Raw genomic sequence first — 25,511 nt, 5'->3', positions numbered from 1 at the left:
GCGCAACCATGAATCTGCCTCTCGACCTCGCGCCGGTAGAACAGCTCGGCGATATCGAAGCCGTCGCTCGCCTGTACGGCGAACCGATGCTCGAGCTGCCGAAGGATCTGTACATTCCGCCTGACGCGCTTCAGGTTTTCCTGGAAGCCTTCGAGGGGCCGCTGGACTTGCTGCTTTACCTGATTCGCAAGGCCAATCTCAACGTGCTCGATATCCCGATGGCGCCACTGACGGCGCAATATCTCGAGTATGTCGAGGCGATGCGGGCCAGCAATCTCGAACTCGCGGCGGAATACCTGCTGATGGCGGCGATGCTGCTCGAAATCAAGTCGCGCATGCTGCTGCCGCGCCCCCCGCGCGAACATGAGGACGAGGAAGACCCGCGCGCCGAGCTGGTGCGCCGGTTGCTTGAGTACGAGCAGATGAAACTCGCCGCGGGCCGCCTCGATCTGCTCCCGCGCGCTGAGCGCGACTTCGAGTGGGTCGGGGTGTTCGTTGCGGAAAAGGTGGTGGAGCGCCAGCCGGAGGTCAGCCTGCATGATCTGCAGGTCGCCTGGCTCCGGATCATGAAGAAGGCGAAGTTGACCCAGCACCATCGCGTAGGGCGCGAACAGCTGTCGGTGCGCGAACACATGACCGCCATCCTGCGTATGCTGGGCGACGGCGAGTTCGTGGCCTTCGAGCGCCTTTTCGACCTTGCCCTCGGTACGCCCGGGCTGGTGGTGTCGTTCCTGGCCGTGCTCGAGCTGGTCAAGGAGAAACTGGTCGAAGTGACGCAGAACGAGGCCTTCGCGCCTATTTACGTGAAGCTGGCAGATGGAACCTGCGTCGACGCCTGAGCGGTACAAGCGCATCATCGAGGCAGCCTTGCTCGCGGCGACTGCGCCGCTGCCGGTTGGCACCCTGCGTCGCCTGTTCGATGAGGACCCGGGGCCGGATGTCGTACGCCGCCTGGTGGAGGAGTTGCGCGCCGACTGGTCCGCCGCCGATCGTGGTGTCGAACTGGTGCTGCTCGCCAGCGGCTGGCGCTTCCAGACCCGGCCGGACTGCCAGTCTTACCTCGACCGGCTGAAGGATGAAAGGCCGCCCCGGTATTCCAGGGCGGTGATGGAAACGCTCGCGATCATCGCCTACCGTCAACCCGTCACCCGGGGTGACATCGAAGATATTCGCGGCGTGGCGGTTTCCGCCAACGTATTGAAAACACTGGAAGCTCGCGGCTGGGTCGATATCGTCGGCCATCGCGACACCCCGGGTCGGCCGGCATTGTTCGCGACCACCCGCCGCTTCCTGGACGACATGGGCCTGCGCAGCCTCACCGAGCTGCCTGCGCTGGCCGAAATCGAAAGGATCATGGACCTTGTCGACACCTCGCAAATCGAATCGCCCGCTGCGCCCGCCCCAGAAGAAGAGCCGGGGGCCTGAGGGCGCGGCCGACACGCGCCGGGCCGGTGCGCCCGCCGCCGTACGCGGCGAACCGCGCCGGCGCGCGCCAGAGCAGGTCAGCGATGATCCGCAACGGCGCCCGGACGCGCACCGATCGGCGCTCGGCAGCCCGCAGGATGCCGGTGAGTCCGCGCGCCGCGGTGAGCGACGTCCCGCGCCTGCCGCCCCCACTTTTGCCGAACCCGAGCGCTTGCAGAAGGTACTTGCCCAAGCCGGCGTCGCCTCGCGCCGCGAGATCGAGGAGCTGGTGGTCGCCGGGCGGATTTCCGTCAATGGGCTGCCTGCGTCGCTGGGGCAGAAGATTGGCCCGGGCGACCGGGTCAAGCTCAACGGCAAGTTGATTCCGCTGCGCTTCTCCCAGCGCTCGCCCCGCGTGCTGGTCTACCACAAGCCGGAAGGCGAGATTGTGTCGCGCGACGACCCGGAGGGCCGGCCGACGGTATTCGAACGCCTTCCGCTGTTGCGCAAGGGGCGCTGGCTTGCGGTCGGACGCCTCGACTTCAATACCTCGGGTTTGCTGCTGTTTACCAACGACGGCGATCTGGCCAACCGGCTGATGCACCCGCGTTACGAGCTGACGCGCGAGTACGCAGTGCGGCTGCTGGGTCAGCTGACCGAGGAGCAGGGGCAGTCGCTGGTGGATGGTATTCAGCTCGAAGACGGCCCGGCGCGTTTCCTGTCGCTCGTCGATGCCGGAGGCGAAGGGGTCAATCACTGGTATCGCGTCACCTTGGCGGAAGGTCGTAACCGTGAGGTGCGCCGCATGTTCGAGGCAGTGGGCCTGACCGTGAGCCGGCTGATGCGCGTCCGTTACGGCCCGGTGGAACTGCCGGCCCGTCTGAAGCGGGGAATGTGGATGGAGTTGCCCGAAGCGGATGTGTGCGCGCTTGCCGGACTGCCGCCGCCGCGCGTCGATCCGTCGGCGCGAGGGGCGCGTCGGGAGAAGGCGCCGCGCTTGCATCACACCCTCCCGCACGAACGCTGAACACCCTTGCCGAGCCATGCGCCGGGCCGCCGTCCTTTCCGGGCGGTTTGCCCGGCTGGGCGTTTTGACGCTATACTTCAAAGGCTTTGACAGGCGCCGACCCCTGATGCCATGCAATCCGCACAATGCGGGGCGAAAGGGCGGGGCGGCTGTGTCACTCCGGTTGTGGTCAACAGGAATGGGCGTTTCGCCCATTTTTTATTTGTGGGCGTGGATGGTGGGAATGCAGGCAGGCGTCGAAAATCTTGTCGAGCAGGTGGTCAGTGGGCTGGGATACGAGTTGGTGGATTTCGAACTCTCCCCCAAGGGCCGGCTGCTGCGCGTGTTCATCGACATCGAGCGCGGTGTCACGGTTGATGACTGCGCCACCGTCAGCAATCAGCTGACGCGCGTTTTCGAAGTCGAGAATGTCGATTACGACCGCCTCGAAGTGTCCTCGCCCGGACTCGACCGCCCCCTCAAGAAGCTGGCCGATTTCGAACGCTTCGCGGGCCAGGAAATCCAATTGCGCCTTTCGCTGCCCATTGGCAATCAACGCAATTTCGTGGGCGTGCTGCAGGGCGTGCGTGAATCCAGCGTCGTCCTGCTTACCGAAAAAGGGGAGCTGCTTGCTCCGTTTGAAGAAATCGAAAAGGCCCGCCTTGTTCCAAAATTCTAAGACTCTGGATGTGGAGGTTTTCCTGAAATGAGCCGCGAAATTCTGCTGCTTGTGGATGCACTGGCGCGTGAAAAGAACGTCGCCAAGGATATCGTCTTTGGCGCCCTCGAATCGGCGCTCGCCTCCGCGACCAAGAAGCGTATCCACGACGAGGCCGACGTGCGGGTTTCGATCGATCGCGAAACGGGCGATTACGAATCCTTCCGCCGCTGGATCGTCATGCCGGACGAAGAGGTCACGAACGACGAGGCCGAAATGGGCATCATCGATGCGCGCGAACTCGATTCGAAGATCCAGCTTGGCGAATACATCGAAGAGCCGCTGGAGCCCATCGATTTCGGCCGTATTGGCGCCCAGGCGGCCAAGCAGGTCATCCTGCAGCGCATCCGCGACGCCGAGCGCGAGCAGGTGCTGAACGACTTCCTCGACCGCAAGGAATTCCTCGTCTCCGGCTCCATCAAGCGCATGGAGCGCGGTAACGCGATCATCGAAGTCGGCCGTCTCGAAGCGGTGCTGCCGCGCGATCAGCAGATCCCGCGCGAGAACCTGCGCGTTGGCGACCGTGTGAAGGCGTTCCTGCTCAAGATCGACCGCGGCGCGCGCGGCCCGCAGCTGATTCTGTCGCGCACCGCGCCGGAATTCCTGATGAAACTGTTCGAGCTGGAAGTCCCGGAGATCGAGGACGGCCTGCTCGAGATCAAGGCCTGCGCCCGCGACCCCGGTTTGCGCGCCAAGATTGCCGTCAAGTCGAACGACCAGCGTATCGACCCGATCGGCACCTGCGTGGGACTGCGCGGTTCGCGCGTCACCGCAGTGCGCAACGAGATCGGCGGCGAGCAGATCGACATCATCGTGTGGGCAGCCGATCCTGCGCAGTTCGTGATCGCGGCGCTGCAGCCGGCGGAGGTGGTCTCCATCGTCGTCGATGAAGAGGCTCACGCGATGGACGTGGTCGTCGACGAGAGCAATCTCGCCATCGCCATCGGCCGCAACGGCCAGAACGTCAAGCTGGCGTCCGAACTGACCGGCTGGACGATCAACCTGATGAGCGAACAGGAATCGGCCGAGAAGAGCGAGCAGGAGAAGTCGGGTATCCGCAGCCTGTTCATGGAAAAGCTCGATGTCGACGAGGAAGTCGCGGACATCCTGATCGACGAAGGCTTCTCCTCGCTCGAGGAAATCGCTTACGTGCCGCTCGCCGAAATGCTCGAGATCGAGGCCTTCGACGAAGAGACGGTCACCGAGCTGCGCAACCGCGCACGCAACGTGCTGCTCACCGAAGCCATCGTGACCGAAGAGCAGCTCGAGAACGTGTCCGACGACCTGCTGGGTCTGGACGGAATGGATAAATCGCTGGCTGCCAAACTTGCCGGCAAGGGCATTCGTACCCGGGACGATCTGGCCGACCTGGCGGTCGACGAACTGGTCGAAATGGCCGGGTTGGACGTGGAACAGGCCAAGGCGCTGATCTCGGTTGCTCGCGCCCATTGGTTCGAAGAGTAACGGGAGGGCATTGATGGAACAAATGAGTGTGACCCAGTTTGCCGGCGAACTGAAAATGCCGGCGGCGGCGCTGCTCGAGCAGTTGAAGCGCGCCGGGGTCGACAAGTCCAGCGCGGCCGACCTGCTGACCGAGCAGGACAAATCCCGCTTGCTCGAATACCTGCGCCGCGCCCACGGCGGCGGCGAGCCGAAGGGCAAGATCACGCTGACCCGCAAGCAGACCACCGAGATCCGCGCGACGGATTCCACCGGTCGCGCCCGTACGGTGCAGGTCGAGGTCCGCAAGAAGCGCACCTTCGTCAAACGCGACGAGTTGCTGGGCGATGCCGCTTCGGCCGAGTCGCCCTTGCTCGAAGAGGAACTTTCCGTGGCCGGTGAGGCGGCTGGCGAAGCTGTCGCCGCCCCCGAGCCGGTACTGGAAGCGGCGCCGGTGGAAGTCGTGGCGGAACCGGAGCCGGTTCAGCCTGAGCCGCTGCCGGAGCCCGAACCCGAGCCGGTCGTCGTCGAGGAAGCGCCGGTGCAGCAAGCGGCCGAACCGGAGCCGGTGGAAGCCGCAGCCGTTGCCGCGGAAGCGGAAAGCCCCGAGTCCGCCCAGCCCGCCGCGCCGCGTGCCCGGCCGGTTTCGATTACCGAACTGCTGAGCGAAGAGGAAATCGCTGCCCGGGAGCGTGAGGCTCGCCGGCATCGCGAACTCGTCGAACGCCAGCAGGCCGACCTGCGGGCGCGCCAGCAGCGCGAGGCGGCTGCCAAGGCGGCTGCGGAAGCTCGCCGTCTGGACGAAGAGGCCAAGGCGCGCGCTGAGCAGCAGAAGAAGGAAGAGGCTGCCAAGCCTGCCGCGAAGCCGGCACCCGGGCCTACCGGTACGCTTCACCGTCCGGCCAAGGCCGACGACAAGGCGGGCAAGGACGCCAAGCGCGGCCCTGCTCGCGAAGCCGACGGCGCCAAGCGGCGTGGCATCAAGACGCGCGGCGAAGTCGGCGGTGCTGCCAGTGGAAACGCGTGGCGTGGCGCCAAGGGCGGCGGCCGTCATGGTCGCCAGCAGGACGACCGCCAGACGTTCCAGGCACCGACCGAACCGATCGTGCGTGAAGTGCATGTGCCGGAAACCATTACGGTGGCCGACCTCGCCCACAAGATGTCGGTGAAGGCCACCGAGGTCATCAAGACCCTGATGAAGATGGGCAGCATGGTGACCATCAACCAGGTGCTGGACCAGGAAACCGCGATGATCGTCGTCGAGGAGCTGGGCCATAAGGCGCTGGCGGCCAAGCTGGACGATCCGGATGCCTTCCTGGAAGAGACCGATGCGCACAAGGACGCGGAGCTGCTGCCGCGCGCACCGGTAGTGACCGTGATGGGTCACGTCGACCACGGCAAGACCTCGCTGCTCGACTACATCCGGCGCGCGAAGGTTGCCGCCGGCGAGGCGGGCGGGATTACGCAGCATATCGGCGCTTATCACGTCGAAACGCCGCGCGGTGTCATTACCTTCCTCGACACCCCGGGTCACGAGGCATTTACCGCGATGCGTGCCCGGGGCGCCAAGGCGACCGACATCGTCATCCTGGTGTGCGCGGCGGACGATGGCGTGATGCCGCAGACCCGCGAGGCGATCCACCACGCGAAGGCGGCAGGTGTGCCGGTCGTGGTCGCGATCACCAAGATCGACAAGCCGGAAGCCAATGCCGAGCGCGTCAAGCAGGAACTGGTCAGCGAAAGCGTGATTCCGGAAGAGTACGGCGGCGACACGATGTTCGTGCCGGTGTCGGCCAAGACCGGTACCGGTGTCGACGAACTGCTCGAAGCGGTATTGCTGCAGGCTGAAGTGCTGGAACTCACGGCCGCCGTCGATGCGCCCGCCAAGGGTCTGATCGTGGAAGCGCGTCTCGACAAGGGCCGTGGTCCGGTCGCATCGCTGCTGGTGCAGTCCGGCACGCTGCGCAAGGGCGATGTGCTGCTGGTCGGCGCCACCTTCGGTCGCATCCGCGCGATGCTGGACGAGAACGGCAAGCCGGTGGATGAAGCCGGTCCGTCGATTCCGGTCGAAATCCTCGGTCTGTCCGATGTTCCGGCAGCGGGCGACGAGGCGATCGTGCTCGGCGACGAGAAGAAGGCACGCGAAATCGCGCTGTTCCGTCAGGGCAAGTTCCGCGACGTCAAGCTGGCCAAGCAGCAGGCGGCCAAGCTCGAGAGCATGTTCGAGCAGATGGCGGAAGGCGAGGTCAAGAGCCTGCCGCTCATCATCAAGGCCGACGTGCAGGGCTCGCAGGAAGCGCTGGCGCAGTCGCTGGCCAAGCTGTCCAACGACGAAGTCCGCGTCAATGTCATCCATGGCGCGGTCGGCGCGATCAGCGAATCCGACGTCAACCTGGCGCAAGCCTCCGGTGCGGTCATCATCGGCTTCAACACCCGTGCCGATGCCGGGGCGCGCAAGCTAGCCGAGAGCTTCGGCGTCGATATCCGCTACTACAACATCATCTACGACGCTGTGGATGAGGTGAAGTCGGCGCTGTCGGGCATGCTGGCGCCGGAGAAGCGCGAAGAAGTCATCGGTATGGTCGAGATCCGCCAGGTGTTCACGATCTCGAAGGTGGGGTCGGTGGCCGGCTGCTACGTGCTCGAAGGCCTGGTCAAGCGCGGTTCGTCGGTGCGCCTCATCCGCAACCATACGGTGGTGTGGACCGGCGAGCTGGAGTCGCTCAAGCGCTTCAAGGACGACGTCAAGGAAGTCAAGTTCGGCTATGAGTGCGGTTTGCAGCTCAAGAACTACAACGACATCCAGGTGGGCGATCAGCTCGAGGTCTTCGAAATCAAGGAAGTTGCACGGACCCTGTAATCGATGCCTAAGGAATATTCCCGAAGCCAGCGCGTGGTGGAGCAGATCCGCCGCGAACTGGCGGAGCTGATCCGGCTAGAGGTGAAGGACCCGCGCGTCGGGTTCATCACCTTGACGGATGTCGAGATCTCGCCGGACTACGCGCACGCGAAGGTGTTTTTCACGTCGATGACGGGCGAGGAAAGCGTGCCCGAGATCCTCCAGGGCTTGCGGCGCGCCAGCGGGTTCCTGCGGCGCGAACTCGGCCGCCGCGTTCGTATCCACACCACACCCGAGCTGCACTTCCACTACGACCGCTCGGTCGAGGAGGGTAGCCGGTTGTCCCGCCTGATCGACGACGCCGTGCGCGAAGACGAAATCCGTCACCGCGACGACGACAACTAGCTTTCCGAGGCTTCCCATGCAGCGCAAGATTCCGCGACGCATCGTGGACGGCGTCCTATTGCTGGACAAGCCGAGCGGCATGACCAGCAATGGCGCGCTGCAGACGGCCCGGCGCTTGTTGAATGCTGCCAAGGCCGGTCACACCGGCACGCTCGACCCGATGGCAAGCGGGCTGTTGCCGCTGACGTTCGGGGAAGCGACGAAGTTTTCCCAGATCCTGCTCGACGCGGACAAGACCTACGAGGCGGGCGTGAAGCTCGGCACCACCACCGACACCGGCGACGCCGATGGCAACGTGGTTGCGGAGCATCCGGTTTCCGTCACGCGTGAGGCGCTGGAAGAGGTGCTCTCGCGCTTCCGCGGCGAAATCGACCAGCTTCCGCCGATGTATTCGGCGCTGAAGCGCGACGGCAAGCCGCTCTACGAGTATGCCCGCGCCGGGATCGAGATCGAGCGGGAAGTCCGGCGGGTCACAATCCACGACCTCGAACTGATTGCGTTCTCCGGTGAGCACTTCAGCATGCGGGTCCGTTGCAGCAAGGGTACCTACATCCGCACGCTGGCGATGGACATCGGCGCGGCGCTGGGTTGCGGCGCTCACCTCGATGCCCTGCGGCGCACTGCGATCGGCGATTTCGACGCGGCTCGTGCGGTGACGCTGGAAGCCCTGGAAGCGAGTCCGGCGGCGATGCGGGACGGTCTGCTCGAGCCGGTGGATGCGCTCGTGGCGCACTTTCCCAAAGTCGAACTGCAGCCCGCGGAAGCGGCCGCGATTCTCCAGGGACGCGAGTTGCGAAAACCGGAAGACGGGCAGGGCAGCGTGCGCCTTTTCTGCGGCGATCGCTTTCTGGGTGTCGGCGAGTGCCAATCCGGTTCTCTGCGGCCCAAACGGCTCATCGCTACGCAAACCGGGCAATGATGCTGGCGCGCATATTTTCGATTGAATAAACCGGAGTGACGCGGTTATAATCCGCCGCTTCTGATTGGCAGAACGAATAGAGTAAAGACATCAATGGCTCTCGATACCTCGACTAAAGCGCAAATCGTTTCCGACTTCCAGCGCGCCCAGGGCGACACCGGCTCCCCGGAAGTTCAGGTTGCGCTGCTCACCGCTCGCATCAATGGGCTGACCGGCCACTTCAAGGCCAACGCCAAGGATCACCACTCCCGCCGTGGTCTGCTCAAGATGGTCAGCCAGCGCCGCAAGCTGCTCGACTACCTCAAGGGCCGCAACGTGGATAGCTACCGCGCCCTGATCGAGCGCCTGGGTCTGCGCAAGTAACCGCTCATCCGTGACGCGTTTCGTAGCGCCGAACGCCGCAACGCCGGTCGAGCAAGGCTAGCAAGCAGAGCCGGTGCGAGCCCAAAAGGGTCGCACCGGCTCTGTCGTTTTGGGTTCGGCGTTCTCACGGCGGCCAGCCGTTATCGGGCCGCCATTGCAGTTGTCGTTCGCTGCACATTTCTAGAAAGGAATTCCCTTGCCTACCGCTATCAAGAAAACCTTCACCTACGGCGCCCACACTGTCACGCTGGAAACCGGTGAGGTTGCCCGCCAGGCCGGCGGCGCCGTCATCGTCAATGTCGATGACACCGTTGTCCTCGCGACCGTCGTCGCCGCCAAGGATGCCAAGCCGGGTCAGGACTTCTTCCCGCTCACCGTCGACTACGTCGAGAAGTTCTACGCCGCGGGCCGCATCCCCGGCGGCTTCTTCAAGCGCGAAGGTCGCCCGACCGAGAAGGAAACGCTGACGTCGCGCCTGATCGACCGTCCGATCCGTCCGCTGTTTCCGGAAGGCTTCTACAACGAAGTCCAGGTGATCGTCACCGTTTTGTCGCTCAACCCGGAAGTCGATGCCGACATCCCGGCGATGATCGCCGCTTCGGCTGCGCTGTCGATCTCGGGCATCCCGTTCGACGGCCCGATCGGTGCCGCCCGCGTGGGCTACGCGGATGGCCAGTATCTGCTGAACCCGACCGTCGAGCAGTTGAAGACCAGCAAGCTCAACCTGGTGGTGGCGGGTACCGCGAGCGCGGTGCTGATGGTCGAATCCGAGGCCGACGAACTGTCCGAGCAGGTCATGCTGGGCGCCGTGGTGTTCGGCCACGAGCAGATGCAGGCTGCGATCAACGCGATCAACGAATTGGTCGAAGTCGCCGGCAAGCCCGAGTGGAACTGGCAGCCGCCGGCCGCCAACGATGCGCTGGTCGCGCGCGTCAAGGAACTGGCGCTGGCGGATGTGGAAGAAGCCTTCCGCATCACCAGCAAGCAGGCCCGTACCGAGCGTCTGTCCGAAATCCGCAAGCGCACCATCGCGGCGCTGACCGATGGCGTTGACAATGCGCCGTCCGAGAACGAGATCAAGGACATCTTCTTCACGCTGGAAGCCGGTACGGTGCGCAGCCGCATCCTTAACGGCGAGCCGCGCATCGACGGCCGCGACACCCGCACCGTGCGCCCGATCGACATCCGCGTCGGCGTGCTGCCGCGTACCCATGGCTCGGCGCTGTTCACGCGTGGGGAAACCCAGGCACTGGTTGTTGCCACGCTGGGCACCGGCCGTGACGAACAGATCATCGATGCCATCGCCGGGGAGTACAAGGAGCGTTTCATGCTCCACTACAACTTCCCGCCGTTCTCCACGGGCGAAACCGGTCGTTTCGGTGTGACCAAGCGCCGCGAGATCGGTCATGGCCGCCTCGCCAAGCGCGCACTGGTGGCGATGCTGCCGAAGGGCGAGGATTTCAGCTACACCATCCGCGTGGTGTCGGAAATTACCGAGTCGAACGGCTCCAGCTCGATGGCGTCGGTGTGCGGCGGCTCGCTTGCGCTGATGGACGCCGGCGTGCCGATGAAGGACCACGTGGCCGGTATCGCCATGGGTCTGATCAAGGACGGCAACCGCTTCGCGGTGCTGACCGACATCCTGGGTGACGAGGACCACCTCGGCGACATGGACTTCAAGGTGGCCGGTACCGAAAACGGTGTCACCGCGCTGCAGATGGACATCAAGATCCAGGGCATCACCAAGGAAATCATGCAGGTCGCGCTGGCGCAGGCCGGCGAAGGCCGTCTGCACATCCTCAAGCAGATGAAGGATGCGCTCGGCGTCGCTCGCGGCGAGGTGTCCGAGTTTGCCCCGCGCATGCTCAACATGAAGATCAATCCGGAAAAGATCCGCGATGTGATCGGCAAGGGCGGTGCGGTGATTCGCGCGCTGCAGGAAGAAACCGGTACCGTCATCGAGATCGAGGACGACGGCAGCATCACGATCTCGTCCGTTTCTGCAGAAGGCGCGCAGAAGGCCAAGGCCCGCATCGAGGACATCACCGCGGAAGTCGAGGTGGGCAAGGTCTACGAAGGCACCGTGGTGCGTCTGCTCGACTTTGGCGCCATCGTGAACATCCTTCCGGGTCGTGACGGCCTGCTGCACGTCTCCCAGATCGCCAACGAACGCGTCAATAACGTCGGCGACTACGTCAAGGAAGGCCAGGCGGTGCGCGTGAAGGTGCTCGAGACTGATGAGCGCGGCAAGATCCGCCTCAGCATGAAGGCGCTGTTGAACGAAAACGCGGGCTGATCGGCCGCAGAATGAAAAAAGGGACGCTCCGGCGTCCCTTTTTTTTATCCCCCGACGCGTCAGCTCGCGACCTGTCGTTCCCGGATTTCCGCCAGCGTCTTGCAGTCGATACAGAGCGTTGCGGTGGGGCGCGCCTCGAGGCGCTTCAGGCCGATCTCCACGCCGCAGTTGTCACAATAGCCGTATTCACCCGCGTCGATGCGGGCGAGGGCCTCGTCTATTTTCCCAATCAGTTTGTGCTCGCGATCGCGATTGCGCAGTTCGACAGCAAGCTCGGTCTCTGCCGAAGCCCGGTCCGCAGGATCTGCGAGCGCTTCGGGCTCGTCTTGCAGTTCATCCGCGGCGCGCTGGATGTCGTCGATCAGGGATTGCTTGAGCGAATCCAGCACGCGGCGAAAGTGCGCTGTCTGCCGGTTGCTCATGTAATCCTCGCCGGCCGTAGCGACATAGGGAGGGAAGGTCTTGGGGAGAATGTCATCAGGCATGGCGGATACGCTGGGCCTTGAAAATAATGACAAAACTAATATCAGAATCGTAAATCCCGGGCAAGCGCAGCACGGCTCCGAATATTCGCCGATGGGTCGGGAACAGCCCCATTCTTCAAAATTGAACAGAATGTTTGACGCCCGGAACCAGTCTCTGTATAGTGCGCGGCTCTCGGGGTGTAGCGCAGTCCGGTAGCGCGCTTGCTTTGGGAGCAAGATGTCGGGGGTTCGAATCCCTCCACCCCGACCAGCTCACCCCGAAAAATGCCCGCGGGATCTGCCCGTAGCTCAATTGGATAGAGCACCGGCCTTCTAAGCCGGGGGTTGCAGGTTCGATCCCTGCCGGGCAGGCCAGACAAAAGTTTTCCGGGCCTTGACGTTGTCAGGGTCCTGATAGTGGCGGCATTAGCTCAGTTGGTAGAGCACTGGATTGTGGCTCCAGGTGTCACCGGTTCGATTCCGGTATGTCGCCCCAAGTAACAGAGAAAAACCGCCGACTCCGGCGGTTTTTTTTCGTCCCCGCCCGGGCCAGGCGCCTCGGACGCGAATCAGCGCGACGCCACTCTCCATGATCCTGGCAGTCCATGGCACTGCCTGCCTTTCCACGCCCGGGGGGGCGGGGTGCCGCGGTTCGGTGAGCGAGCGACGCAGCGTCAGGCGGGGCGCCTTCGGTTCGCCCCTACGCAGGCTGCCCAGGCGTCGAACGGCCCGCCGTGCTTTCGGCATCAAAATGTTGCGAAACTGGAGCCCACGCGAGTGTCATTGCTACGCTGCATCAGGTGCAGCTAGCAAGGATGGCGACATGACCACATGGCTTCAGCATGTTTCCCGCAGCCTCCGGCAGGCGGCGCTTCTTACCGCGTTCGCCGTGGCCGGATTCGCGGCCAGCGGCAGTGCTTCGGCAGTGCTCATCACCTTCGACGATCTGCCGCTCGACACGCCAGTGACGGACCAGTATCTAAGCCTCGGGCTGCTGGTAGAGGGCGGGCAGATCCGCGAGAGCTTCGGCACGCCTGCCGAGAGCCCGATCGTCAGTGCGCCGTATGCCCTCAATGACCTGCTGGGGCCCGATCTCTACCTGCGCTTTGTGGGCGTATTGCCCACCACCGTCAGCATGTACGTGACCGCGTTCCTTGGCGACCGGATTGCACTGACCGCCTTCGGGCCGGGCGGATTGGCCGATTTTCATCTGACCGAGGGCTGGGCGGGGCTCGAGGAAAACAGCACGGACCCGATCCCGCGCGAGTTCGTTCAGCTTTCCGGCCCGACCGGGATCAGCCTGATCCACCTTGGCGCGTTCTACTTCCGCCGCGGCGACATCTACATCGACAACCTCAGTTTCTCGTCGGCGGCGGCGCTGTCGGAGCCATCGGCACTTGCTCTGGCGGTCGGTTTTCCGCTGTGGCTTGCGTGGGTTCGTGCGCGGCGGCGCCACAACATAAAGGGATTGCGAACGGCTTGACCCCGCCGCCGGCGTTCCCGCCCCAGGTCACGTGCCGGCGAAGCCGAACAGAGCCGGTGTCTGTCTATGTTCCTGTGTTCCCCTTGATACGGAGGCGAGGTGATGGACCCCATGGAACATGAGCAGGCCCTGTGGCTGCCCTTCACGGCGAACCGGGCGTTCTGGAAGCAGCCGCGCGTCATCTCGGGCGCGCGCGGCCACTACTACACCACCGCCGATGGGCGCGAGTTGCTGGACGGGTTTTCAGGGTTGTGGAGTTGCGGGCTGGGGCACGCCCACCCGGGTATCGTCGCAGCCGTCCAGCAACAGGTGGCGACGCTCGATTTCAGCATGACCTTCCAGGCCACCAACGACAAGGCGATCGCGCTTGCGCGTGAGGTGGCGTCGATGGCGCCCCCAAGGCTTCACAAAGTGTTCTTCACCAACTCCGGTTCCGAATCGGTGGATACCGCGCTGAAGATCGCACTCGCCTATCACCGGGCGCGTGGAGAGGGTCACCGCACCCGGTTGATCGGCCGGGAGCGTGGCTACCACGGCGTCAACCTGGGCGGCACGTCCGTGGGCGGGATTGCGGTCAATCGCAAGGCCTTCGGTGCCGTGCTGACGCCCGGGGTGGACCACATCCGTCACACCCTCAGTCTGCCCGACATGGCGTTCAGCCGTGGGCAGCCGAGTTGGGGCGCTCATCTCGCCGACGATCTGGAGCGGCTTGCCGCGCTGCACGACCCCAGCACCATCGCCGCGGTCATCGTCGAACCCGTCGCCGGCTCCACGGGCATCCTGGTGCCGCCGGTGGGGTATCTGGAACGCCTGCGCGCAATCTGCGACCAGCACGGCTTTCTGCTGATCTTTGATGAAGTGATCAATGCGTTCGGCCGGCTCGGCGCACCGTTCGCGGCGACCCGCTTCGGCGTCACGCCCGACCTCATCACGACCGCCAAGGGCCTGACCAACGGCGTGGTGCCGATGGGCGCAGTCATCGTGCGGCAGGACATCTACGATGCCCTGATGCAGGGCCCGGAGCATGCAGTGGAGTTCTTCCACGGCTACACCTATTCGGGCCATCCGCTCGCTGCTGCGGCAGGGCTGGCGGCGCTGCGTGCCTATCGCGAGGAGGACAGCTTCGCCCGCGTCCGGGCGCTCGAACCCGTGTTCGAGGAGGGCTTGCACAGCCTGCGCGACGAACCCAACGTGGTGGATATCCGCAACTTCGGCCTGATGGGCGGGGTGGAACTGGCGCCTCGCGACGGGGTACTGGGAGTGCGCGGATTCGAGGTGTTCCTGAAGTGCTTCGAAGCCGGAGTCGTCATTCGCAATGGTGGCGACATCCTGCAATTCGCGCCGTTCTTCGACAGCACCGAGGATGAACTCGCACGCATCTTCGAAACCGTGCGCGCCGCGCTGCGGGCCACGGCCTGAGCAGAACGGCAAGCGGCCGCAACCCATCAGGCTGCGGCCGCAGGGAACACGTCACCGCCGGGTTGGCGGCGGCGAAGTGCTTAAAGGTTGCCCTTGGCCCAGGGGCCGGTGATCGCGAAGGTGATCCCCGGGGTCTGGATGTTGACGAAGAGCGTACGGCCCAGCGGATCGAAGCAGGCGCCGCAGAACTCCGAACCGCGCTGGTCGCCGGTACCAGCGGTCAGGTTCTTGCCGACCGCCGCATACTGGGCGGCGCTGAAGTTCAGGTTGTTCTTCGCCAGGATGAACGGGCTGCCCTGGTTATCGATGCCGAACAGGCGCGAACCCGGGCCGAACTGGTCCGGGCTGTTACCGCCGTCCTCGCAGCACACGATGCCGCCGCGCGGGCTGACCGTGATGTTGTCGAGGTTGTTGCCGGCCAGCTGGTTGTTGCTGACGTAGATGCACTTGATGCGGTTGGAGGCCGGGTTCAGCTCCCACAGGCAGCCGTCGCCACCCGCGGCGGTATCCACGATGTAGATGCGGCCGGCGTGGTACCAGATGCCCTCACCGCGCAGCATGCGGGCGCAGCCGGCGTTCCAGGCCTGGGCGAAGGTGCCCGAAACGTTGCGCGTCGTGCCGAGCACGGAAACCGTGGTCGGCGCCGCATCCGGGTTGCCGATTTCCACCCACTCCAGCAGGTACTCGTCGCCCAGGCAGGGCGCGGCGAAGGCGCTCTGGTTGGCTTCGATCAGGGTGCTGGCGCCCGAACGCTCGATGCGGCGGATGCGGGCGGCGTACAGGCGGCCGCCGTCGGCATAGGCGCCACTGTAGCCACCGTCGTTTTCCGGCACGAAGCGGTACAGCGCGGACACCGGGCTGGCATCTTCGGTCTGGTAGCAGACGTTGTTGGTCGGGTCGATCGCCACCGCTTCGTGCTTGAAGCGGCCCATCTGCACCAGCGGCTGGGCGGTGGTGCGGGAGGTGTCGGGATCGACTTCGAACACGTAGCCGTGCTTCTTGCCGCCGACGGCGGTGCGGTCTTCGGTGGTTTCCTCGCAGCTCAGCCAGGTGCCCCAGGGCGTGGCGCCGCCGGCGCAGTTGGTCAGCGTGCCGGCAAGGCTGGCGCGCACATCCACCACCTCGCCGTCGCGCAGCACGAAGGTGGTGGTGCCGCCGCCAGCGTGCAGGCCCGCGGCGTTCAGCGCGTTGTCGTAGCTCGGCGCGGAGCCGGTCTTGCGCGAGAAGTTGCCGACTTCGTGGTTGCGGACGAGCACCAGTTCCTGGCTGCGGCCTTCGCGGCGGTGCTGGACCACGGCCATGCCGTCGAAGCGCGACGGACAGGTGAAGCCGTCGTTCATCAGGTCGTCCTGCCAGCCGATCGTGCGATAGCTGAAGTGGGCGGGAAGTTGCAGCAGCGGCAGGCCGGTGGTCTGGTCGGCGACCGGGGCGACCGGGCCGAACGGGCTGGCACCCATCATCGCAAGGCGGGTGCAGTCGGCAGCCTGGGCCTGGCGTCCGGTCATCAGCGCGAAGGTCGAAACGAAGGGCACGGCGGCAAGGCTGGCGGAGCCCTTGAGCATGTTGCGGCGCGAGGCTTTGAAGCCGAGGTCGTTCATGTACTGCTCCTGTGAGGGTCGGCGCCGCACACGCGGGGCGGCGCATATTCGGGATGTGTCGCCCGGGCTCGGGCCCGGTGCGCCGGCACTGTAGGCGGGCGGTGTTTCAGCGGATGCAGGTGGAATGGCGGCCCTGATAGTCCGAAAGGCCTATCGCAGGGTCGCGCGCGAGTTCCGCGCGGCGGGCGAGGATGCGGGGCACATAGGCCACGGTTTCGGGGTAGGGCGGCACCGTGTTGCCGTAGCGCGCCACCGCGCCCTCGCCGGCGTTGTAGGCCGCCAGCGCCAGCTCGGTGCGGCCGAAGAGGGCGAACAGGTCGCACAGGTAGCGCATCCCGCCGCGCAGATTGGCATCGGCATCGAGCGGGTTCCCGACCCCGTAGCGCGCCGCGGTGGCGGGCATCAGCTGCATCAGCCCGAGTGCCCCCTTAGGCGAACGGGCGTCGACGCGGAACCCGCTTTCCACCTCCACCAGCGCCAGGGCGAGCGCCGGGGCAATGCCGTGTTCAGCGGCGATGCGCACCACGCGGTCGCGCAGCGCGGCGGGGGCGATCGTCGCGGGGGCGGCGCGTCGTGAGGGGGCGGCCAGGGCTGGCGACCCGGACAGTGAGAGGCGGCGGTAGCGCTGGTCGCTCGCCGCATCGCTGAAGTGCGCCACACCCGCGTCATCGACGAAGCCGTAGAGGCCATCCGCAACGGCAGAAAACGACAGCGAGCACAGGATGGCGGCGAGGGCGGATCGAAGCACGGGCAGTGGCGGTGATGGGGGCGGGAAGGCGTCCGACATGGCCCGCAGGCGGCGTCAGGCGCGGGCGAGCGTAGGCGGCGCGGATGACGGTGCCGTGACAACCGTCTTCCCGCATCGGGTGGCGTAGGTTGAACGTCATATGACGTCAACCGGCTGAAACATAGGCCGCTTAGCCTAACGGTCTTCTGTCACCCGCCTTGCCATCCTGCATATGCTGCGCAGCCGCCCGTTTCACGCCAAAGCCGTTCCCGCCCGCCGTCATGCCGCGCCGCGCGGATTCACGCTGCTCGAACTGCTGGTCGTGATGGTGATCATCGGCCTGCTCGCCGGCTACGTCGGCCCCCGCTTCTTTGCTCAGATCGGCAAGTCGGAAGTGAAGACGGCGCGCGCGCAGATCGACGCCTTCGAGAAGGCGCTGGATCAGTACCGGCTGGACGTGGGCCGCTATCCCAGTACCGAACAGGGTCTGCAGGCGCTGATGAGCGCGCCGAACGGCGTGAACCGCTGGGCCGGCCCCTACCTGCGCAAGGCGGTGCCGGCCGACCCCTGGGGCGCGGCGTATCAGTACCGTCAGCCGGGTGAGCACGGCGAGTACGACCTGTTCTCCTACGGCACCGACGGCCAGCCGGGCGGTGACGGCGACGCCGCCGACGTGACCAACTGGTGACCATGCGCTACCGGATACGGGCGGTGGACGCCGCCAATACGGTTGTTGCGCTCGACCTCGAAGCGGGCTCCGACGACGAGCTGCGTGCGATCGCGCGCAGCCGCGGGTTGCAGTTGCTGAGCGCGCGGCAAGCCGCCCCGGGTGCCGGCACCGGATGGTTGCGTGCCCGCCAGGCATTTCCGCTGCTGCTCTTCAACCAGGAGCTGCTGGCGCTGCTGCGCGCCGGCATTCCGCTTGCCGAAGCGGTGGCGGCGCTGGCGGAGAAGGAGGGGCGCCCCGCGGTTGCCGTGGTGCTGCAGGGCCTGCTGCGCGCACTGCGCGAAGGGCGCAGCCTGTCCGCTGCGCTCGAAGCCGTGCCTGCGGTGTTCCCGCCGCTGTATGTGGCGATGGTCCGCGCCGCGGAGCGCACCAGCGACCTCGACCGCGCCCTGGAGCGCTATGTCGCCTACCAGCAGCAGGTCGGCGCGCTGCGCGGCAAGCTGGTCAGCGCCGCCATCTACCCGGCCTTGCTGGTCGGCGTGGGCGGGCTGGTCGTGCTGTTCCTGCTCGGCTACGTGGTGCCGCGCTTCTCGCATATCTACGAGGACGTCGGCAACGATCTGCCCTTCATGTCGCGTGTGCTGCTCGTCTGGGGGCAATGGATCGAGGCCAACGCCGCGACCGGCGCGCTGGCGCTGCTGGCAGTGATCGCCGGCATCGTGATGCTGTCGCGCCACCCCGCATTCCGCGCCTGGCTGGGGCGCCTGGGCTGGCGGCTGCCGCTGCTGGGCGAACGGCTGCGCGTATTTCAGCTGGCGCGCTTCTATCGCACGCTCGGCATGCTGCTCTCCGGTGGCATTCCCGTGGTGCCGGCCCTCGGCATGGTCGCCGGATTACTGACCCATGGCCTGCGCGCGAGCCTTGATGGCGCCATCGACCGTGTGCGGGAAGGGCGCGGATTTGCGTGGACGCTGGCCTCCGCCGGGCTGACCACGCCGGTCGCCCTGCGCATGCTCGAAGTCGGCGAGCGGGCCGGCAATCTGGGCGAGATGCTGACCCGCGCGGCGGAGTTTCACGAAGAGGACACCGCGCGCCAGGTGGAATGGCTGACGCGCCTTTTCGGCCCCTTGCTGATGCTCTTCATCGGCTGCGCGATCGGCCTGATCGTGGTGCTGATGTACCTGCCGATCTTTCAGCTCGCGGAGACGCTGGGATGAACGCGCCGGTCGACCTTCATCCGCAGTCGGCGCCGGCGTTTTCCGCCGACGAGCTGGCGCGCGCCTCCACCGCAGGAGGGCGCCTGCTCGACGGCCTCGCCACTGTGGAAGCCGACCCTGCTGAACGCCTGCGGCGTCTGGCCGCCACCTGCGGCCTGAACCCGATCCATCACGCCCGGCTGATGTCGCTGACGCCGGATTTCGGCGCCGTCCGTTTCGAGACCGCGCTGCAGCGCGAATGCGTCGCCCTGCGCGACGAAGATGGCGGGCTGCTGCTGGTCATCGCCGACCCCTTCGACAACGACCTGCTCGACGGTCTCGCGGCGCGGCTCGGCGAAGGCTTCATGACCGCCGTGGGCGACCGCGAGGACATTGCCGGCTACCTTGCGCGCCACGAGGACGAAGTGAGGCGCGCGGCCGGACTGCAACTGGGCGGCGACGACGCGCAGCAGGACGATGGCGCGGAAGATCTGTCGCTGCGCCGGATCAGCAGCGATGCGAGTCCGGTCGTCAAACTGGTCAATTCCACGCTCTACGATGCCCTCAAGCAAGGCGCGAGCGACATCCACCTCGAAGCCGTACCCGGCGGGCTGGTGATCAAGTACCGGGTGGACGGCGTGCTGGCGCGGGTCGGCGGTGCCAACGGCGCGGAGCTGGCGGAACAGGCGATCTCCCGCATCAAGGTGATGGCCGAACTGGATATCGCGGAGCGCCGGGTGCCGCAGGATGGCCGCTTCAAGGCCCAGGCCGGCGGGCGCGAGATCGACTTCCGCGTGTCCATCATGCCCAGCATCCACGGCGAAGACGCAGTGCTGCGCGTGCTCGACAAGGCCCACCTCACCGAGGAGATGCGCGGCCTCACGCTCGAATCGCTCGGCTTCGCGGCCGATACCCGCGCGGTGCTGCGCCGGCTGGCGGGCGAGCCCTACGGCATGCTGCTGGTCACCGGCCCCACTGGCAGCGGCAAGACCACGACGCTGTACGCCACGCTGGGCGAGACGAACCACGGTCTGGACAAGATCATCACGATCGAGGACCCGGTGGAATACCAGCTGCCCGGCGTGCTGCAGATTCCGGTGAACGAGAAAAAGGGGCTGACGTTCGCGCGCGGGCTGCGCTCCATCCTGCGCCATGACCCGGACAAGATCATGGTCGGCGAGATCCGCGACGGCGAAACCGCCGAGATCGCGATCCAGGCGGCGCTGACGGGCCACCTCGTGTTCACCACGGTGCACGCGAACAACGTCTTCGACGTGATCGGCCGCTTCATGCACATGGGCATCGACCCCTACAACCTGGTCGCCGCGCTCAACGGCGTGGTGGCGCAGCGGCTGGTGCGGCTCAACTGCCCGTCTTGCAGCGAGGACATCGTGCCGCCCGCCAGCGAGGTGGAGGCCGCGCGGCTGGGAGACGCCAGCGTCTTCCGCTTCCGCGCCGGACACGGTTGCGGGCACTGCCGCGGTTCCGGCTACCGGGGACGGCGTGCGGTGGCCGAGGTTCTGCTGCTGGACGACGAGATCCGCGAACTGATCCTCACCCGCGCGCCGATCCGCAGCCTGAAGGAAGCGGCGCGGCGACGCGGCTTCCGCAGCCTGCGCGAAGCAGTCATCGACATGGTCGCCACCGGCGACACCACCTTGCAGGAACTCAATCGTGTCACGCTTCTCGGCTGAGTCGTGGCGGCTGCTGCTCGGCCGCGACCACTGGCATTTTGACCGCGCTGGCGAGGTACAGCGCGTGCCTGCAGGCGCCGACCCGGCCGCCGCGCTTGCCGGCGTGTCTGCCCCGCCGCCCGTACGCCGCCTGCTTCGGCGGCCCCGTCTCGAGGTGGAGCTGGCCGACGACTGGGTGCGCCATCTCGTCGTGCAATGGCCGCGGGGACTGCGCGGCCAGGAGCGCGCGGCTTGGCTGGGCGATCGCTTTGCCGCGGTGCATGAACTCGACCCCGCGGAATGGGTGTTCGCCGCCGATCGCGATGCGGACGGCGAGCGCGCGCTGGCGAGCGCGGCACCTCGCGTGCTGGTCGCTGCGGTGACGAGCTTCGCGAAAGCGCAGCACGCCACCATCGATCGTTTCGGCAGCCGCTTCGCACTCGGCTTCAACCGCGCGCGACAGGCGCTGGACGGCGAATGCGGCGTGTTCGCGCTGTGTGCCGAAGACCGTCTCACCGTGGGCCTGTGGCAGCTGGGCGAATGGGTCCGGGTGCGCAGTCTTGCCGCCGGCTTGCAGCCGGGCGTGGCCTTGGCCCAGACCCTTGCGGGCTGGCTGGCGGCGCTGCCACCACGCGCGCCGGAAGGGGTCGTTTACAGCGTAGGGGTCGAACCCGCCTTCCTGCCCTCCGGTTGGCAGCAGCGCGCGCTGTCGATCCACGCGTTGATGCCGACGCAGCCGCAGTCCGAGGGCGGTATCCCGCCGCTGGGCGGATGGCAGGCAGCGAAAGGGACGCCCCGATGAGCGCGTGTGCCGTGCCCCGCGCGCTCGCGCTCGATTTCGTCCCCGTGGCACGTCGCAACGGCGCCGTCAGCTGGACGCTGCTTGCTGTGGGGGCGGCGTGCAGCGTGCTCGCGATGTCCGATTACTCCGCCGGGCGGGACGAACTGGCCGCGCGCGAACGCACGCTCGCCGGACTTCGCGCTGCGCGGCGTGATGCCCCGCGCGCGGTGGCTGCGCCGCTTGCCCCTGCGGAGCGCGAGGCCTGGCAGCGCATCAGCGGGCGTCTCACTGCAGACTGGAGCGGCATCTTCGCCGCATTGGCGCGCGTGCGCGACGGCGACGTCGCCTGGCTGGAGGTCGGCGTAGAAGCGGAGGGGGGCGCCAACGGCGGCCTGCGGCTGACCGGGCAGGCCCGCAGCCTGGACGCCGTGTTCGTCGCATTGGCCCGCGTCGCCGCGGAGCCGGCGCTGGCAGGCGCGGTACTGGTGAGCCACGAAGCGGTGGTTGCCGACGGCGTTCCGCTGGTGCGCTTCACGCTGATGACGACGCGGCGGGGTGGCGTATGAACACGTCGTTCGACATCCTGCCGGCGCTGCACCAGGCGCTCCGCCGCACACATCGCTTGCTGGGCCCCGCCGGACTCGCCGGAATCGCGTTGCTTCTGCTGGCGCTCGGCATCGACCGGTTCGCGTTGCCGCAGCTGGACAGCGCGCAGCGCCGCCTCGCCGCCGAGCGCAACGCGCTGCTGCGCGCCGCTGCAGCGCAGGACGACGCACCCACGGACGAACGCAGCGCGCTGGAGGCGTACTACGCCAGCCGCTTCCCGCCCCAGCGCGCGCTGGGCGAACGCCTGTCGGTGCTGTACAGCCTCGCCGCCGATCACGGGCTGGACGTCCGGCGGGTCGACTATCGCGCGGCGTCCGAGCCTGGCACGCGGCTGCGGCGCATCACGTTGGACCTGCCCGTGGAAGGCGACTTTCCGCGGATTCACGGCTGGTTGGGCGCGGCGCTGCAGGCTTTGCCGGAGCTGGCACTGGAGACCGTCTCGGTAAAGCGCGCGAGCAGCGAATCGGCGCGGATCGAAGCCGAGCTGCGGCTGGTGCTGTGGGTGGGGGAGGGACGATGAAGCCGCGCCAGATCGCGCTTGGGCTGTCGCTGGTCGCCACCTTGTCGGCCACCTGGTGGGCGGCCCAGCAGGAATCGCAACCCGACAAGGCGCGGCCGGCGGCAGAACGCCGGCATGCGCCATCCCTGCCGCGCAGCGTCATCGCCACCGCGGGGGCATCGTCGGCGTTTCAACCGCTGCCGGCTAGAACGGCGCTGGCGCCGGAGGGAGCCCATTTCGCGGCGCCGCTGAGTTTCCGCCCGCCACCGCCTCCGCCACCCGCGCCCTTGCCGCCGCAGGCACCGCCACTGCCGTTCCGGTTCATCGGTGCGATCGATGACGCCGGCGAGCGCAGCGCGATGCTGATGGACGGCAACCGCCTGCACATCGTGCGCAGCGGCGACGAGATCGACAGCCGCTACCGCGTCGAGCGTGTCGACGCCGCCACGATCGAATTCACCTACTTGCCGCTCAAGCAGCGCCAGATCCTTCCCGTCGCCAATTCATGATTGCTCACCGCCGCAAGATCCGCCTGCTGTTGCCCTGTCTGATCGCCGCCCTCGGGGCGTGCGCCACCAATCCCGCGCTGGAGCGCAGCCGCGAGGCCTTCGCCAGCGGCGACCGCATGGCGGCGCTGATGAGCTTGAAGGACGAGGTCGGGCGCGATCCGCGCAACCATGAACTGCGCGCCTATTACCTGCGGCAACGCGAGCTGCTGGGATCGGAAAAGCTCGCCGCCGCGGAACGTGCGCGCCTTGCCGGCCGCGCCGAAGAGGCCGAGCGCCTGTATGCGGACGCGCTTCGCATCGACCCCGACCATCCGCGGGCGCGCGTCGGTGCCGACGAAATCGCTGCCGACCGCAGACGCGCGGCGCGGCTGGAAGAGGCCCGCGCCAGCCTCGGCCGCGGCGACATCCTGGCGGCCGAGCGTAGCGCCCGCACCGTGCTGGCCGAGCAGCCCGCCAACGGCGCAGCCCGCCAGTTGTTGCGCGAGATCGACGAGAAGGCCGAGCTGGCCGCGGCAGCGGCCGCACCCGCGCCGGGCGGGCCGCTATCGCGTCCGGTAACGCTGGAGTTCCGCGAAGCGCCGCTGCGTGTGGTGTTCGAGGCGCTGGCACGCGCAAGCGGGCTCAACTTCGTGTTCGACCGCGATGTGCGGGCGGAATCGAAGGTGACGCTGTTCGTGCGCAGCAGCACCATCGAAGAGGTGCTCGGCCTGATCGGCGCCACCCAGCAGCTGGAGCGCAAGATGCTCAACGCCAACTCGGTGTTGGTGTATCCCGCCACGCCGGCGAAACAGAAGGAATACGTCGAGCTGGTCACCCGCAGCTTCTATCTCGCCAACGCCGACGCCAAGCAGGCGATGACGATGGTGCGCCAGCTGGTGAAGAGCAAGGATGTGTTCGTCGACGAAAAGCTGAACATGGTGGTGATCAAGGACACGCCGGATGCGGTGCGTCTGGCCGAACGCGTGCTTGCCTCGCTCGATGTCGCCGAGCCGGAGGTGATGCTCGAGGTGGAGGTGCTGGAGGTGAGCCGCAACAAGTTGCAGGACCTCGGCATCGAGTACCCGACGCAGGTCGGCTACGGCTTGCTGACGCCCAACGTGACCAGCACCGTGTCCACCGCCGCCGGCTTTGCCACCAGCACCACGCTGGGTGGCGAGCTTGCGAAAGGCATGATCAACCTGCGCGACCGCGGCTCGCTCGTGCCCTACGTGTCCAACCCCGGCGCGGTGCTCAACCTGCGCGCCGAGGATGGCGACACCAGCCTGCTCGCCAATCCGCGCATCCGCGTAAAGAACCGCGAGAAGGCCAAGATCCACATCGGCGAGAAGCTGCCGGTATTCACCACCACCGCGACCGCCAACGTGGGCGTTTCCGCGTCGGTGAACTACCTCGACGTGGGTCTGAAACTGGATGTGGAACCGGCGGTGACGCTGGAAGACGAGGTGGTGATCAAGGTGGCGCTGGAGGTGAGCAGCATCGTCAAGGAGGTCACCGGCCCCTCCAGTTCGCTGGCGTACCAGGTCGGCACCCGCAGCGCGGCGACCACGCTGCGGCTCGCCAATGGCGAGACCCAGGTGCTCGCCGGCCTCATCAACGACGAGGAGCGTTCCAGCGCGCGGCGCTTGCCGGGGTTGGGCGAGTTGCCCGTGGTCGGCCGCCTGTTCTCGGCCCAGCGCGACAGCAATACGAAAACCGAGGTGGTGCTGCTGATCACGCCGCGCATCGTCCGCAACGTGGTGGCCCCCTCGCTGGCGCGGGCCGACCTGCCCGCCGGCACTGAAGCCGCCGTGGGGGCGCGCCAACTGCGCTTGCGCCCCACCGCACCCAATTCGGTCAGCATGCAGGGCGGCGCCCAGCCGGGTGGCGCCGCGCGCGCGGAGCCGGTTGTGCTGGAGCGTCCCGAGCCGGTGGCCGAGGCGGAGGAGGGCAGCGCGCCGGCAGCCGGCTCCATTCCGGTTGCGCCGCCGCAGCTTCCCGCCGCCGGCACGCCGCCGGAACCCGACAACGGCAGGGACGAGCGGTGACGCAGCGGGCAACGGGATTCACGCTGATCGAACTGGTGGTCACGGTGGCGATCATCGGCGTACTGGTGGCCGGGGCGGTGCCCTTGCTGGAACTGGGTGCCCAGCGGTCGCGCGAAGCCGAACTGCGGACCGCGCTGCGGCAGATCCGGGCTGCGATCGACGCCTACAAGGCGGCGGCCGACGCGGGCCGCATCGCACGCGCAGCTGATGCCAGCGGTTATCCGCCCCGGCTTTCGGTGCTGGTCGATGGGGTGCGCGACCTGAAGGATGCCGACGGCGCACGCATCTATTTCCTGCGCCGCGTGCCACGCGACCCCTTCTTCCGCGACGTGGCCGCGCCTGCCGAGGCGACCTGGGGCTTGCGCAGCTACGCCAGTCCGCCTGAAGCCCCCGCCGCAGGTGCGGATGTTTTCGACGTCTATTCGCTCGCCGACGGCGTGGGGCTGGACGGCGTGCCGTATCGCGAATGGTGAGC

General features: G+C 66.8%; 24 protein-coding genes and 3 tRNA genes. 24 read left to right on the top strand and 3 right to left on the bottom strand.

Features of this window, described 5'->3' with window-relative positions; genetic code table 11:
* Nucleotides 1–8 precede the first annotated feature (8 nt).
* The 10 genes from dqs_RS11030 to pnp all read left to right on the top strand — a co-directional run bounded on the left by dqs_RS11030 (nt 9) and on the right by pnp (nt 11,390).
* A complete protein-coding gene (locus dqs_RS11030) occupies nt 9–839 on the top strand; it encodes a segregation and condensation protein A (RefSeq protein WP_011765843.1) in 831 nt (276 codons plus the stop codon).
* The gene (gene scpB / locus dqs_RS11025) at nt 817–1,425 is read left to right on the top strand and encodes an SMC-Scp complex subunit ScpB (RefSeq protein ID WP_065340496.1); all 609 of its coding nucleotides are present in this window, start codon (nt 817–819) and stop codon (nt 1,423–1,425) included. The genes dqs_RS11030 and scpB overlap by 23 nt, the downstream gene beginning before the upstream one ends.
* Complete coding sequence (gene rluB, locus dqs_RS11020) at nt 1,361–2,431, top strand: 23S rRNA pseudouridine(2605) synthase RluB (RefSeq protein ID WP_065340495.1); 1,071 nt, start codon at nt 1,361–1,363, stop codon at nt 2,429–2,431. The genes scpB and rluB overlap by 65 nt, the downstream gene beginning before the upstream one ends.
* Nucleotides 2,432–2,654: 223 nt before the next feature.
* Entirely contained in the window at nt 2,655–3,089 is a 435-nt protein-coding gene (rimP, locus tag dqs_RS11015) for a ribosome maturation factor RimP (RefSeq protein WP_011765840.1), read from the top strand.
* Nucleotides 3,090–3,116: 27 nt separating this feature from the next.
* On the top strand, nt 3,117–4,592 hold the full coding sequence (nusA, locus tag dqs_RS11010) for a transcription termination factor NusA (protein WP_011765839.1): 1,476 nt from the start codon (nt 3,117–3,119) through the stop codon (nt 4,590–4,592).
* Nucleotides 4,593–4,605: 13 nt separating this feature from the next.
* The gene (infB, locus tag dqs_RS11005; protein WP_011765838.1) at nt 4,606–7,428 is read left to right on the top strand and encodes a translation initiation factor IF-2; all 2,823 of its coding nucleotides are present in this window, start codon (nt 4,606–4,608) and stop codon (nt 7,426–7,428) included.
* 3 nt (nt 7,429–7,431) lie between these two features.
* Nucleotides 7,432–7,812, top strand: coding sequence for a 30S ribosome-binding factor RbfA (gene rbfA / locus dqs_RS11000; protein ID WP_011765837.1), 381 nt, complete (start codon nt 7,432–7,434; stop codon nt 7,810–7,812).
* Between the two features lie 16 nt (nt 7,813–7,828).
* A complete protein-coding gene (gene truB, locus dqs_RS10995; RefSeq protein WP_065340494.1) occupies nt 7,829–8,731 on the top strand; it encodes a tRNA pseudouridine(55) synthase TruB in 903 nt (300 codons plus the stop codon).
* 93 nt (nt 8,732–8,824) lie between these two features.
* Entirely contained in the window at nt 8,825–9,094 is a 270-nt protein-coding gene (rpsO, locus tag dqs_RS10990; protein WP_011765835.1) for a 30S ribosomal protein S15, read from the top strand.
* A 196-nt stretch (nt 9,095–9,290) separates the two neighbouring features.
* Nucleotides 9,291–11,390, top strand: coding sequence for a polyribonucleotide nucleotidyltransferase (gene pnp, locus dqs_RS10985; RefSeq protein WP_011765834.1), 2,100 nt, complete (start codon nt 9,291–9,293; stop codon nt 11,388–11,390).
* A 59-nt stretch (nt 11,391–11,449) separates the two neighbouring features.
* On the opposite strand, the gene dksA is transcribed toward pnp, so the two are convergent.
* Complete coding sequence (dksA, locus tag dqs_RS10980; protein ID WP_065340493.1) at nt 11,450–11,875, bottom strand: RNA polymerase-binding protein DksA; 426 nt, start codon at nt 11,873–11,875, stop codon at nt 11,450–11,452.
* Nucleotides 11,876–12,048: 173 nt separating this feature from the next.
* Here dksA and dqs_RS10975 point away from each other — a divergent pair.
* From dqs_RS10975 to aptA, 5 genes are all read left to right on the top strand, one after another.
* Nucleotides 12,049–12,125, top strand: a tRNA-Pro gene (locus dqs_RS10975).
* Nucleotides 12,126–12,152: 27 nt separating this feature from the next.
* Nucleotides 12,153–12,229, top strand: a tRNA-Arg gene (locus tag dqs_RS10970).
* Nucleotides 12,230–12,274: 45 nt separating this feature from the next.
* Nucleotides 12,275–12,350: transfer RNA gene (locus dqs_RS10965), tRNA-His, on the top strand.
* Between the two features lie 327 nt (nt 12,351–12,677).
* Nucleotides 12,678–13,337: a hypothetical protein gene (locus dqs_RS10960; protein WP_065340492.1), complete on the top strand. Its 660-nt coding sequence runs from the start codon at nt 12,678–12,680 to the stop codon at nt 13,335–13,337.
* 102 nt (nt 13,338–13,439) lie between these two features.
* The gene (gene aptA / locus dqs_RS10955; protein ID WP_236778678.1) at nt 13,440–14,756 is read left to right on the top strand and encodes an omega-aminotransferase AptA; all 1,317 of its coding nucleotides are present in this window, start codon (nt 13,440–13,442) and stop codon (nt 14,754–14,756) included.
* 80 nt (nt 14,757–14,836) lie between these two features.
* On the opposite strand, the gene dqs_RS10950 is transcribed toward aptA, so the two are convergent.
* Together dqs_RS10950 and dqs_RS10945 are read right to left on the bottom strand one after the other, a co-directional pair.
* The gene (locus tag dqs_RS10950) at nt 14,837–16,354 is read right to left on the bottom strand and encodes an alkaline phosphatase PhoX (RefSeq protein ID WP_065340491.1); all 1,518 of its coding nucleotides are present in this window, start codon (nt 16,352–16,354) and stop codon (nt 14,837–14,839) included.
* Between the two features lie 106 nt (nt 16,355–16,460).
* Complete coding sequence (locus tag dqs_RS10945; RefSeq protein ID WP_065340490.1) at nt 16,461–17,102, bottom strand: lytic transglycosylase domain-containing protein; 642 nt, start codon at nt 17,100–17,102, stop codon at nt 16,461–16,463.
* Between the two features lie 211 nt (nt 17,103–17,313).
* On the opposite strand from dqs_RS10945, the gene gspG reads away from it, so the two are divergent.
* The 9 genes from gspG to dqs_RS10900 are packed head-to-tail and all read left to right on the top strand — an operon-like array spanning nt 17,314 to nt 25,509.
* Nucleotides 17,314–17,769 (top strand): type II secretion system major pseudopilin GspG, encoded by a 456-nt coding sequence (gene gspG, locus dqs_RS10940; RefSeq protein ID WP_065340489.1) that lies wholly within the window; start codon nt 17,314–17,316, stop codon nt 17,767–17,769.
* A gap of 2 nt (nt 17,770–17,771) precedes the next feature.
* Nucleotides 17,772–18,965, top strand: coding sequence for a type II secretion system F family protein (locus tag dqs_RS10935; protein ID WP_065340488.1), 1,194 nt, complete (start codon nt 17,772–17,774; stop codon nt 18,963–18,965).
* Nucleotides 18,962–20,638 (top strand): GspE/PulE family protein, encoded by a 1,677-nt coding sequence (locus dqs_RS10930; RefSeq protein ID WP_065340487.1) that lies wholly within the window; start codon nt 18,962–18,964, stop codon nt 20,636–20,638. The genes dqs_RS10935 and dqs_RS10930 overlap by 4 nt, the downstream gene beginning before the upstream one ends.
* The gene (locus tag dqs_RS10925; RefSeq protein ID WP_065340486.1) at nt 20,619–21,419 is read left to right on the top strand and encodes a hypothetical protein; all 801 of its coding nucleotides are present in this window, start codon (nt 20,619–20,621) and stop codon (nt 21,417–21,419) included. The genes dqs_RS10930 and dqs_RS10925 overlap by 20 nt, the downstream gene beginning before the upstream one ends.
* Nucleotides 21,416–21,964, top strand: coding sequence for a PilN domain-containing protein (locus dqs_RS10920; protein WP_065340485.1), 549 nt, complete (start codon nt 21,416–21,418; stop codon nt 21,962–21,964). The genes dqs_RS10925 and dqs_RS10920 overlap by 4 nt, the downstream gene beginning before the upstream one ends.
* Nucleotides 21,961–22,524 (top strand): hypothetical protein, encoded by a 564-nt coding sequence (locus dqs_RS10915; protein ID WP_065340484.1) that lies wholly within the window; start codon nt 21,961–21,963, stop codon nt 22,522–22,524. The genes dqs_RS10920 and dqs_RS10915 overlap by 4 nt, the downstream gene beginning before the upstream one ends.
* Nucleotides 22,521–23,012, top strand: a complete 492-nt coding sequence (locus dqs_RS10910) for a hypothetical protein (RefSeq protein WP_065340483.1) — start codon at nt 22,521–22,523, stop codon at nt 23,010–23,012. The genes dqs_RS10915 and dqs_RS10910 overlap by 4 nt, the downstream gene beginning before the upstream one ends.
* Nucleotides 23,009–25,036, top strand: a complete 2,028-nt coding sequence (locus tag dqs_RS10905; protein ID WP_011765821.1) for a secretin N-terminal domain-containing protein — start codon at nt 23,009–23,011, stop codon at nt 25,034–25,036. Before dqs_RS10910 ends, dqs_RS10905 begins: the two co-directional genes overlap by 4 nt.
* The gene (locus dqs_RS10900) at nt 25,033–25,509 is read left to right on the top strand and encodes a type II secretion system protein (RefSeq protein ID WP_065340482.1); all 477 of its coding nucleotides are present in this window, start codon (nt 25,033–25,035) and stop codon (nt 25,507–25,509) included. Before dqs_RS10905 ends, dqs_RS10900 begins: the two co-directional genes overlap by 4 nt.
* The last annotated feature ends 2 nt before the right edge of the window (nt 25,510–25,511 follow it).

The sequence above is a fragment of the Azoarcus olearius genome, assembly GCF_001682385.1.
Taxonomy (GTDB): domain Bacteria; phylum Pseudomonadota; class Gammaproteobacteria; order Burkholderiales; family Rhodocyclaceae; genus Azoarcus; species Azoarcus olearius.
Note: the sequence above shows the minus strand (reverse complement) of the source record. Positions and strands in the feature narration are given on the sequence as shown.

Excerpts from the sequence above, each read along its gene's own strand:
- dqs_RS11030 (WP_011765843.1), top strand. The coding sequence starts at position 9 with ATGAATCTGCCTCTCGACCTCGCGCCGGTAGAACAGCTCGGCGATATC.
- scpB (WP_065340496.1), top strand. The coding sequence starts at position 817 with ATGGAACCTGCGTCGACGCCTGAGCGGTACAAGCGCATCATCGAGGCA.
- rimP (WP_011765840.1), top strand. The coding sequence starts at position 2,655 with ATGCAGGCAGGCGTCGAAAATCTTGTCGAGCAGGTGGTCAGTGGGCTG.
- nusA (WP_011765839.1), top strand. The coding sequence starts at position 3,117 with ATGAGCCGCGAAATTCTGCTGCTTGTGGATGCACTGGCGCGTGAAAAG.
- infB (WP_011765838.1), top strand. The coding sequence starts at position 4,606 with ATGGAACAAATGAGTGTGACCCAGTTTGCCGGCGAACTGAAAATGCCG.
- rbfA (WP_011765837.1), top strand. The coding sequence starts at position 7,432 with ATGCCTAAGGAATATTCCCGAAGCCAGCGCGTGGTGGAGCAGATCCGC.
- truB (WP_065340494.1), top strand. The coding sequence starts at position 7,829 with ATGCAGCGCAAGATTCCGCGACGCATCGTGGACGGCGTCCTATTGCTG.
- rpsO (WP_011765835.1), top strand. The coding sequence starts at position 8,825 with ATGGCTCTCGATACCTCGACTAAAGCGCAAATCGTTTCCGACTTCCAG.
- dksA (WP_065340493.1), bottom strand. The coding sequence starts at position 11,875 with ATGCCTGATGACATTCTCCCCAAGACCTTCCCTCCCTATGTCGCTACG.
- dqs_RS10960 (WP_065340492.1), top strand. The coding sequence starts at position 12,678 with ATGACCACATGGCTTCAGCATGTTTCCCGCAGCCTCCGGCAGGCGGCG.
- aptA (WP_236778678.1), top strand. The coding sequence starts at position 13,440 with ATGGACCCCATGGAACATGAGCAGGCCCTGTGGCTGCCCTTCACGGCG.
- dqs_RS10950 (WP_065340491.1), bottom strand. The coding sequence starts at position 16,354 with ATGAACGACCTCGGCTTCAAAGCCTCGCGCCGCAACATGCTCAAGGGC.
- gspG (WP_065340489.1), top strand. The coding sequence starts at position 17,314 with ATGCTGCGCAGCCGCCCGTTTCACGCCAAAGCCGTTCCCGCCCGCCGT.
- dqs_RS10935 (WP_065340488.1), top strand. The coding sequence starts at position 17,772 with ATGCGCTACCGGATACGGGCGGTGGACGCCGCCAATACGGTTGTTGCG.
- dqs_RS10930 (WP_065340487.1), top strand. The coding sequence starts at position 18,962 with ATGAACGCGCCGGTCGACCTTCATCCGCAGTCGGCGCCGGCGTTTTCC.
- dqs_RS10920 (WP_065340485.1), top strand. The coding sequence starts at position 21,416 with ATGAGCGCGTGTGCCGTGCCCCGCGCGCTCGCGCTCGATTTCGTCCCC.
- dqs_RS10915 (WP_065340484.1), top strand. The coding sequence starts at position 21,961 with ATGAACACGTCGTTCGACATCCTGCCGGCGCTGCACCAGGCGCTCCGC.
- dqs_RS10910 (WP_065340483.1), top strand. The coding sequence starts at position 22,521 with ATGAAGCCGCGCCAGATCGCGCTTGGGCTGTCGCTGGTCGCCACCTTG.
- dqs_RS10905 (WP_011765821.1), top strand. The coding sequence starts at position 23,009 with ATGATTGCTCACCGCCGCAAGATCCGCCTGCTGTTGCCCTGTCTGATC.